The organism is Streptomyces sp. NPDC054847 (assembly GCF_053610925.1).
In genome coordinates this window covers 1-7,277 of record NZ_JBSGZJ010000073.1, presented here as the reverse complement: position 1 = coordinate 7,277, position 7,277 = coordinate 1, and the positions used below count along the sequence as shown (strand labels likewise).

The window sequence follows — 7,277 nt, the reverse complement described above, 5'->3', positions numbered from 1 at the left end:
GGCGGGGGGCTTCCCCGTGCGTCCGGCCCGTTCCGGACGAAATGCCCTACGGCAGCAGCGAGGCGGCGACCGGCCCCGCCACCGGGAGGTCCTCGATCGCCTGGCCCCTGGTGATGTTGTCCGTCGCCACCGCCGTGCTGACCGGCTTGAAGTCGGCGACCTGGGTGCCGATCGCGTTGTCGAGCGGGTCCACACCGGTGTTGGCCAGCGGGTGCAGCTGAAGGCTCTTGAGCTCGCCCACACCGCTCACCGAGTTCGTGACGAGCCCGGTGGCCGTCTCCACCGGCACGGCCGCACTGGCCGCCGCCGTGCCCGCGCCCAGCGCGGCTCCCGCCGCGGCGACGGTCAGTCCGGCGCGCAGCACTGCGCGGCGCTTGTTCCTGGAAGCTGCGTGACGAGCCATGGATTCCATCCCATCAAGTGATCGTGCGCGTACGGAAAGTGGTCGGTCGTGTGATGCTCGTACCAACCGGAGCTCCAGGGGGTTCCGGGAGCCGCTGGATGCGTCACACTTGTCTCCCGTGAGTTCCCAACCCATCCCGACCCGCGTCGTGCTGCTCGCGGGCCCCTCAGGCTCCGGAAAGTCCTCTCTCGCCGCCCGTACCGGCCTGCCGGTCCTGCGCCTGGACGACTTCTACAAAGAGGGCAACGACCCGACGCTTCCCCTGGTGACGGGCAGCACCGACATCGACTGGGACTCGCCCTCGTCCTGGGACGCGGACGCCGCGGTGGCTGCGATAGCGGAGCTCTGCCGCAGCGGCCGGACCGCTGTACCGGTGTACGACATCGCCACCAGCTCCCGCACCGGGACCGAGACGCTGGACATCGACCGCACACCGCTGTTCGTCGCCGAAGGCATCTTCGCGGCCGACATCGTGCGGCGCTGTGAGGAGTTGGGCGTCCTCGCCGACGCACTGTGCCTGCGCGGCCGGCCCTCCACCACGTTCCGCCGCCGCCTCGCGCGCGATCTGCGCGAGGGGCGCAAGTCCGTGCCGTTCCTGCTGCGGCGCGGGTGGCGTCTGATGCGCGCGGAGCGCGGCATCGTGGCGCGCCAGGCGGGCCTGGGCGCGCATCCCTGCGGCAAGGCCGAGGCCCTCGGCCGCCTCGCGGCCGCGGCGGCCGGCCACTGCCGGCTGCCCTCGGCGCGGCAGCCCGTCTAGCTCCCAGGACATGGGAGTGGGGCCGGACAGAACCCCCCGGCCTGCCCGGCCCCACTCCGTTTTCCCCCGTGGATCCCCGTTCCCCCGTGGATCCTTCTTTCGCGTGGATCCCCGTGTCCCCCGTGGATCCTTCCCGCCGTCTCCCCCGAAACAGCGGTCTCTGCCGTCTCCCCCGAAACGGCAGCCCCCGTACTTCCCCCGTGTTTCCCCCGTTGCCTTCAGGCCACCAGCTCGCCGAAGGACTCCTCTTCGTCACGGCCGAAGCTGAGGACCTCGTCCTCGCGCAGCCGGCGGAGCGACCGCCAGATGCTCGACTTCACCGTGCCGACGCTGATGTCCAGGATCTCCGCGATCTCCGGGTCGGTGCGGCCCTCGTAGTAGCGAAGGACCAGCATCGTCCGCTGGAGTTCGGGAAGCCTGGCGAGCGCCTGCCACAGGACGGCGCGCAGCTCGGTGCCCCGCATCGCGTCGGTGTCGCCCGCCGTCTCCGGCAGCTCCTCCGTGGGGTACTCGTTGAGCTTGCGCCGACGCCAGGCGCTGATGTGCAGGTTGGTCATCGTGCGGCGCAGATAGCCGCCGACCGCGGCCTTGTCGCTGATCCGCTCCCAGGCCCGGTACGTGGAGAACAGGGCGCTCTGGAGCAGGTCCTCCGCCTCGAACCGGTCACCGGTCAGGTGGTACGCGGTCGCGTACAGGGACGCCCGGCGCTCCTGGACGTAGGCCGTGAACTCGACCTCGGAGCAGGACGTCCGCTCCCCCGCCGGCTTCGGCTCACCGTAGGCGGCGCCGCTTTCCCTCGTGGGTGCGTCAACCACCGCCATGAACGGCGGCTTGTGCTGACGCCCGGCGCCGCGAACGCACCCCCGCCCGTTCACGGCGCCGGACTTCTCGGTGCTCCGCGCGACGTCGTGGAGACGCGTCACAACTGCGCTTGAGGTGGTGCTGTGCAGTGCGTTCATCTCGCGCCCCCCGTCGAGTGGAGTCTGTTTCCGTTCGTGTGAGAAGAAGCTTGCCAAGGCTCTTTCATCGCGGTGTCCGCCGACTGTCACAGGCGCGTCACAAGGAAAGAAGTGGTGTGAGTACGGGCCTGCGGGGTACTGGGAGTCGAACTGGGGCTCCCCATGGGCCAGAATGACCCCCGTGCCTTTCCTGTTGCTGATCGAGGACGACGACGCCATCCGCACGGCCCTCGAACTCTCGCTGTCACGCCAGGGCCACCGAGTGGCCACCGCGGCGACGGGCGAGGACGGCCTGAAACTGCTGCGTGAGCAGCGGCCCGACCTGATCGTGCTGGACGTGATGCTTCCCGGGATCGACGGTTTCGAGGTCTGCCGCCGTATCCGGCGCACCGACCAGTTGCCGATCATCCTGCTGACCGCCCGCAGTGACGACATCGACGTCGTCGTCGGGCTCGAGTCCGGCGCCGACGACTACGTCGTCAAGCCGGTGCAGGGACGGGTCCTCGACGCCCGTATCCGCGCCGTACTGCGCCGTGGCGAGCGGGAGTCCACCGACTCGGCGACGTTCGGCTCGCTGGTGATCGACCGTTCCGCGATGACGGTCACCAAGAACGGGGAGGATCTGCAGCTGACGCCCACCGAGTTGCGTCTCCTCCTGGAGTTGAGCCGGCGCCCCGGTCAGGCCCTGTCACGCCAGCAGCTGCTGCGGCTGGTGTGGGAGCACGACTATCTCGGCGACTCGCGCCTGGTGGACGCGTGTGTGCAGCGGCTGAGGGCGAAGGTGGAGGACGTACCGTCCTCACCGACCCTGATCCGTACGGTGCGTGGCGTCGGCTACCGGCTGGACGTCCCGCAGTGACCGGAACGCGCAGTGCGGGCGGGACCGTTCGGTGAACGACGGCACGAACAGCGGCACGAAGAGTGACGGGACGAACGGCGACGGCGCTCCACGGCGCGGCATACTCACCGGAATCCGCCTGACGAGCCTGCGGCTGCGCCTGGTGGTGGTGTTCGCGCTCGTCGCGCTCACCGCCGCCGTGTCCGCGTCCGGCATCGCGTACTGGCTCAACCGCGAAGCGGTGCTGACGCGTACGCAGGACGCGGCCCTCGACGATTTCCGGCAGGACATGCAGAACCGTGCCGCGACGCTGCCCCTGCGACCCACGCAGGACGAGTTGCAGCGCGTCGCCGAGCAGATGGGGAACGGCAGCAACGGTTACAGCGTGCTCCTCATCGGTGAGCGCGCGGAGGGCAAGCCGATCGTCGGCGCGTCCGACCCCGACATGTTCACCAAGGAGGACGTCCCGCAGTCGCTCCAGGACGCGGTCGACGAACGGCAGGAGGTCGGCGCCGGCAACACGGTGCCCTACCACCTCTACTGGCAGCGGACCGAACGCGGCGGCAAGCCGTATCTGGTCGGCGGCACCCGGATCGTCGGCGGCGGGCCGACCGGTTACATGTTCAAGTCCCTCGACCAGGAGCGGCAGGACCTCAACTCGCTCGCCTGGTCGCTCGGCATCGCGACACTGCTGGCCCTGGTCGGCTCCGCGCTGCTCGCACAGGCGGCCGCGACGACCGTGCTGCGGCCGGTGCACCGGCTGGGCGAGGCGGCCAGGCAGCTCGGGGAGGGCAAGCTCGACACCCGGCTGCGTGTCTCCGGCACGGACGAACTGGCCGAGCTGGCGCGGACGTTCAACAAGACCGCCGCGTCGCTGGAGAAGAAGGTCGCCGACATGAGCGCCCGCGACGAGTCCAGCCGCCGCTTCGTCGCCGACATGTCGCACGAACTGCGCACGCCGCTGACAGCGCTCACCGCGGTCACCGAGGTGCTCGAGGACGAGGCGGACAGCCTCGACCCCATGATCGCGCCTGCCGTGAACCTCGTGGTCAGCGAGACCCGCCGGCTGTACGACCTGGTGGAGAACCTGATGGAGGTCACCCGCTTCGACGCCGGCACCGCGAGACTCGTGCTGGACACGGTCGACGTCGCCGACCAGGTCACCGCCTGCGTCGACGCCCGTGCCTGGCTGGACGCGGTGGAGCTGGACGCGGAGCGGGGCATCATGGCGCGGCTGGACCCGCGCCGGCTCGACGTGATCCTGGCCAACCTGATCGGCAACGCGCTCAAGCACGGCGGCTCGCCGGTGCGGGTCTCCGTCAGGCCCCTCGACGGCGAGCTGGTCATCGAGGTGCGCGACCACGGACCCGGCATCCCCGAGGAGGTCCTGCCGCACGTGTTCGACCGCTTCTACAAGGCGAGCGCCTCACGGCCGCGTTCCGAGGGCAGTGGACTCGGCTTGTCCATCGCCATGGAGAACGCCCATATCCACGGCGGTGACATCACCGCGGCCAACCTGCCCGAGGGCGGCGCCATCTTCGTGTTGACGCTGCCGCGCGACGGGTCCTCGATCGCCGACTGCGAGGCGGTCGGCACGGGCGACGCGGACGCTCCTGGGGCAACGGGCGCCGACGGCCGCGCGGCGGCGGACGACAACCGCCCGCGGGGAGAGGAAGACACGCTGTGACAGCGGTCGGCGGTGAAGCGGTAGGCGTCACGGCACGGACGGGAAGCCGGGAACGCGTCATGGCACGGACGGGAAGCCAGGAGCACGGCGGGAACCGGGCGCGTCCGGTGAGGGGTACGGGCACCGGCGCCCGCAGGGCCCTCTCGGCGCTGGTCGTGCTCGCCGGCTCCCTCGCGCTCGCGGGCTGCGGCATCAGGACCACCCAGGTGCCTGTCGACGCCGGGGCCGCGCCTTCGCGGGTGCCGTGCGAGGTGTCCGGCGGCAGCATCGCCCCCCAGGCGGAGGAGCAGGGCGTACCCGTCCGCGTCCACCTGGTGTGCGCCTCGCAGCTGGAGGCCGTGGACCGTACGGCGAGGATCTCCGAGAGCAAGGCGGCCGACAGCGCGCCCGAGTTCGCCCAGGCGCTCATCGACGAGCTGCTGAGGGACCCGTCCACGCCGGAGCAGGAAGCGGGCTTCACCACGTACGTGCGGGGGCCGCTGCTGGTGAACGGCGCCAGGGAGGGTGATCCGGAGGGCACCCTGCGGCTGAGCCGCCAGCCGGAGGACCTGCCGACACCGGCCCTCGCCCAGATCGTGTGCACCCTGGCGGAGAGCAGGGCCGCGGAGGCCGGCGGGGCCGTGGTGCTCGGCGGTCCCGGGGACTACGCGCCGCACGCCTATGTGTGCTCGACGCGGACCAAGGAACGGCCGGAGGGTGCGGTGCCTACGCTCGACACGCTGCCCTCACCGGGCTCGCCCGCCCGGTAGGAAGTCCGCCGCGGGACCTCGCCCGCGACGCGGGCCCGGACCCGGCAGGAGGCTTCGCTCACCCTCTCGGAACAACGGCGGAACCGATTCCCGCCGGGCGTGCGTCTTGGGGTGCGTGCAGCGTCAAGGTTCGGGCGGCAGTGCCGCCATTCGCTTCCGCGTGGCGGGCGTCGTCCTCCTCCTCGCCCATCTGCTGCTCGTCTCTTGGCTGACGCTGCGACCACTCGACGTGATGTGGGTGACGGCGGCGAACCTGGAACCCATGGCCGGGATCAAGGCCGCTCTGGAGCAGGGACCCGTCGAGGCCGCACGGCACATCGGCGGCGGACTGCTCCTGCTGGCGCCGCTCGGGGTTCTGCTGCCGATGGCGAGCGGCCGTCTCGCCGTGTCCCCGTGGGCGTCCCTCGCCCGTACGGTCGCGGCCGGCGCCCTGCTCTCGCTCGGCATCGAGCTGTTGCAGACGGGGGTGCCCGGTCAGGTCGTCGACATCGACTCGCTCCTGCTGAACACCACCGGTGTGGCACTCGCCCACCTCGCGGTCGTGCCCGCGGGCCGTGCCCGGCTGCGCCGCAGGCTGCTGCGTACGAACGGCGGGACCGCGCTGCGCGGCCAGGGTCGCGAGGTACGACGCGGGGCCGTGCTCAGGGACGAGGGCTCTCAGGGGGCGACCCCGACGATTCCCAGGGTCGGGATCGCCCCGTAGAGCGACGCTTCGTACCCCTTCGCGAAGCCACCATGGAGTCATCGGGAGCACACAGAGAGGCTCCCGGCGACAGCTCTCGTGAAGGAGCCCACCATGGCCGCAATTGCCCGCCCCCGTGACGGACGTGTGATCGGCGGAGTGTGCGCAGCGCTGGCCCGGCGCTTCGGTACGTCCGCCACCACGATGCGCGTGATCTTCGTGGCCTCCTGCCTGCTGCCGGGCCCGCAGTTCCTGCTCTACCTGGCGCTGTGGATGCTGCTGCCCGCCGAGAAGCCGGCCGCCGGCGCCTGGTGACCCGCTTCCCGGGAGTCGTGGGCCGTCAGCCTGCGAGCACCTGCGCGACCTTCGCCAGCTGCTTGTCCGCGACGGCCCCGGGAACCCGTGGCGGCTTTCGGCCCGCGAGGTCGAACGCCATGAAGCGGGCGACCGTCGCGCCCTTGCGGACGACGACGAGATGGACGGGCGACGCGCCGTGCTCGCCGGTGGCGACCGTGGTCCAGCCCACCGTCTCGTCACCGCCCCGGACGGTGAGCGGCGCGGCCCTCACCTCGCGGTAGGAGGCGCCGCGGCCGTCGAGCGTCGCCGCGAAGCCGGCGCCGCAGGCGGCGAGTGCCGCTTCGAGGCCGTCCATGAGCTTCTTCGCGTCGGTCTCGCCGTACGAACTGAGCGAAGCGGAGATCGCGAGGCCGAGGTCGTCGAGCGACCCGAGGCCGCGGTTGACGGTGTGCCGGGCGCGCCCGTCCGGCTCGTCGCCCATGGCGTCGGCCAGCGGCTGACACGGCGTCTTGTCGGCCGTCGGCTGCCCCGAGGCGGCGAGGGCGCTCTTCCCGGTGGAGACCTGGAAACCGGTCAGGTCCTTGGTGGTGAGTGCCGCACGCTCCAGCTCCGGCGCGGTCAACGGTACGGAGGCGTCACCGCCGTTGCCGCCGCCCTTGCCGGTGTCTGTCGCGGCGCCGGGCGCGGTGCTCGTTCCCGAGGGCGGTGCCCCCTGGGACCCGCCTGGCCCTTCGTCGTCGCCGCTCGTGCAGGCGGCCGTGGTCAGGAGCAGCGCGCAGACGGCGCCGAACGCGGTGATCTGGCCGGTCTTGGCTCGCATGGCGGCGATCCTGGCACAAACGCCGTGGGGCGCACACCCGGTTCGGGAGTGCGCCCCACGGACGTCAGCCGGTCCGTGGGCCGGC

Annotated in this window: 9 protein-coding genes; 6 read left to right on the top strand and 3 right to left on the bottom strand. The window is 71.6% G+C overall.

What is annotated here, in order from left to right; genetic code table 11:
• Positions 1-46: 46 nt before the first annotated feature.
• Positions 47-403, bottom strand: a complete 357-nt coding sequence (locus ACWGH4_RS11240; protein ID WP_453458622.1) for a hypothetical protein — start codon at positions 401-403, stop codon at positions 47-49.
• A gap of 118 nt (positions 404-521) precedes the next feature.
• On the opposite strand from ACWGH4_RS11240, the gene ACWGH4_RS11235 reads away from it, so the two are divergent.
• Positions 522-1,160: a uridine kinase family protein gene (locus tag ACWGH4_RS11235; RefSeq protein ID WP_441263852.1), complete on the top strand. Its 639-nt coding sequence runs from the start codon at positions 522-524 to the stop codon at positions 1,158-1,160.
• Between the two features lie 218 nt (positions 1,161-1,378).
• Here ACWGH4_RS11235 and ACWGH4_RS11230 read toward each other — a convergent pair whose 3' ends face one another.
• Positions 1,379-2,119: a SigE family RNA polymerase sigma factor gene (locus ACWGH4_RS11230; RefSeq protein ID WP_453458618.1), complete on the bottom strand. Its 741-nt coding sequence runs from the start codon at positions 2,117-2,119 to the stop codon at positions 1,379-1,381.
• A gap of 181 nt (positions 2,120-2,300) precedes the next feature.
• Here ACWGH4_RS11230 and afsQ1 point away from each other — a divergent pair, with 181 nt between their 5' ends.
• From afsQ1 to ACWGH4_RS11205, 5 genes are all read left to right on the top strand, one after another.
• Positions 2,301-2,978, top strand: coding sequence for a two-component system response regulator AfsQ1 (gene afsQ1 / locus ACWGH4_RS11225; protein ID WP_175257369.1), 678 nt, complete (start codon positions 2,301-2,303; stop codon positions 2,976-2,978).
• Positions 2,979-3,009: 31 nt separating this feature from the next.
• The gene (locus ACWGH4_RS11220; protein ID WP_453458615.1) at positions 3,010-4,644 is read left to right on the top strand and encodes an ATP-binding protein; all 1,635 of its coding nucleotides are present in this window, start codon (positions 3,010-3,012) and stop codon (positions 4,642-4,644) included.
• A gap of 59 nt (positions 4,645-4,703) precedes the next feature.
• Positions 4,704-5,393 carry a hypothetical protein gene (locus ACWGH4_RS11215; RefSeq protein ID WP_453458612.1) on the top strand — a complete coding sequence of 230 codons (690 nt, stop codon included), beginning with the start codon at positions 4,704-4,706 and terminating at the stop codon, positions 5,391-5,393.
• A gap of 115 nt (positions 5,394-5,508) precedes the next feature.
• A complete protein-coding gene (locus ACWGH4_RS11210) occupies positions 5,509-6,096 on the top strand; it encodes a VanZ family protein (protein ID WP_453458609.1) in 588 nt (195 codons plus the stop codon).
• A gap of 93 nt (positions 6,097-6,189) precedes the next feature.
• Complete coding sequence (locus ACWGH4_RS11205) at positions 6,190-6,390, top strand: PspC domain-containing protein (protein ID WP_453458606.1); 201 nt, start codon at positions 6,190-6,192, stop codon at positions 6,388-6,390.
• 25 nt (positions 6,391-6,415) lie between these two features.
• Here the strand turns inward: ACWGH4_RS11205 and ACWGH4_RS11200 are convergent, their stop codons facing one another.
• On the bottom strand, positions 6,416-7,192 hold the full coding sequence (locus ACWGH4_RS11200; RefSeq protein WP_453458603.1) for a hypothetical protein: 777 nt from the start codon (positions 7,190-7,192) through the stop codon (positions 6,416-6,418).
• Positions 7,193-7,277 lie beyond the last annotated feature (85 nt).

Bases quoted from the DNA above. Each gene is read 5' to 3' on its own strand.
- ACWGH4_RS11240 (WP_453458622.1), bottom strand. From the start codon at position 403: ATGGCTCGTCACGCAGCTTCCAGGAACAAGCGCCGCGCAGTGCTGCGC.
- ACWGH4_RS11230 (WP_453458618.1), bottom strand. From the start codon at position 2,119: ATGAACGCACTGCACAGCACCACCTCAAGCGCAGTTGTGACGCGTCTC.
- ACWGH4_RS11215 (WP_453458612.1), top strand. From the start codon at position 4,704: ATGGCACGGACGGGAAGCCAGGAGCACGGCGGGAACCGGGCGCGTCCG.
- ACWGH4_RS11205 (WP_453458606.1), top strand. From the start codon at position 6,190: ATGGCCGCAATTGCCCGCCCCCGTGACGGACGTGTGATCGGCGGAGTG.
- ACWGH4_RS11200 (WP_453458603.1), bottom strand. From the start codon at position 7,192: ATGCGAGCCAAGACCGGCCAGATCACCGCGTTCGGCGCCGTCTGCGCG.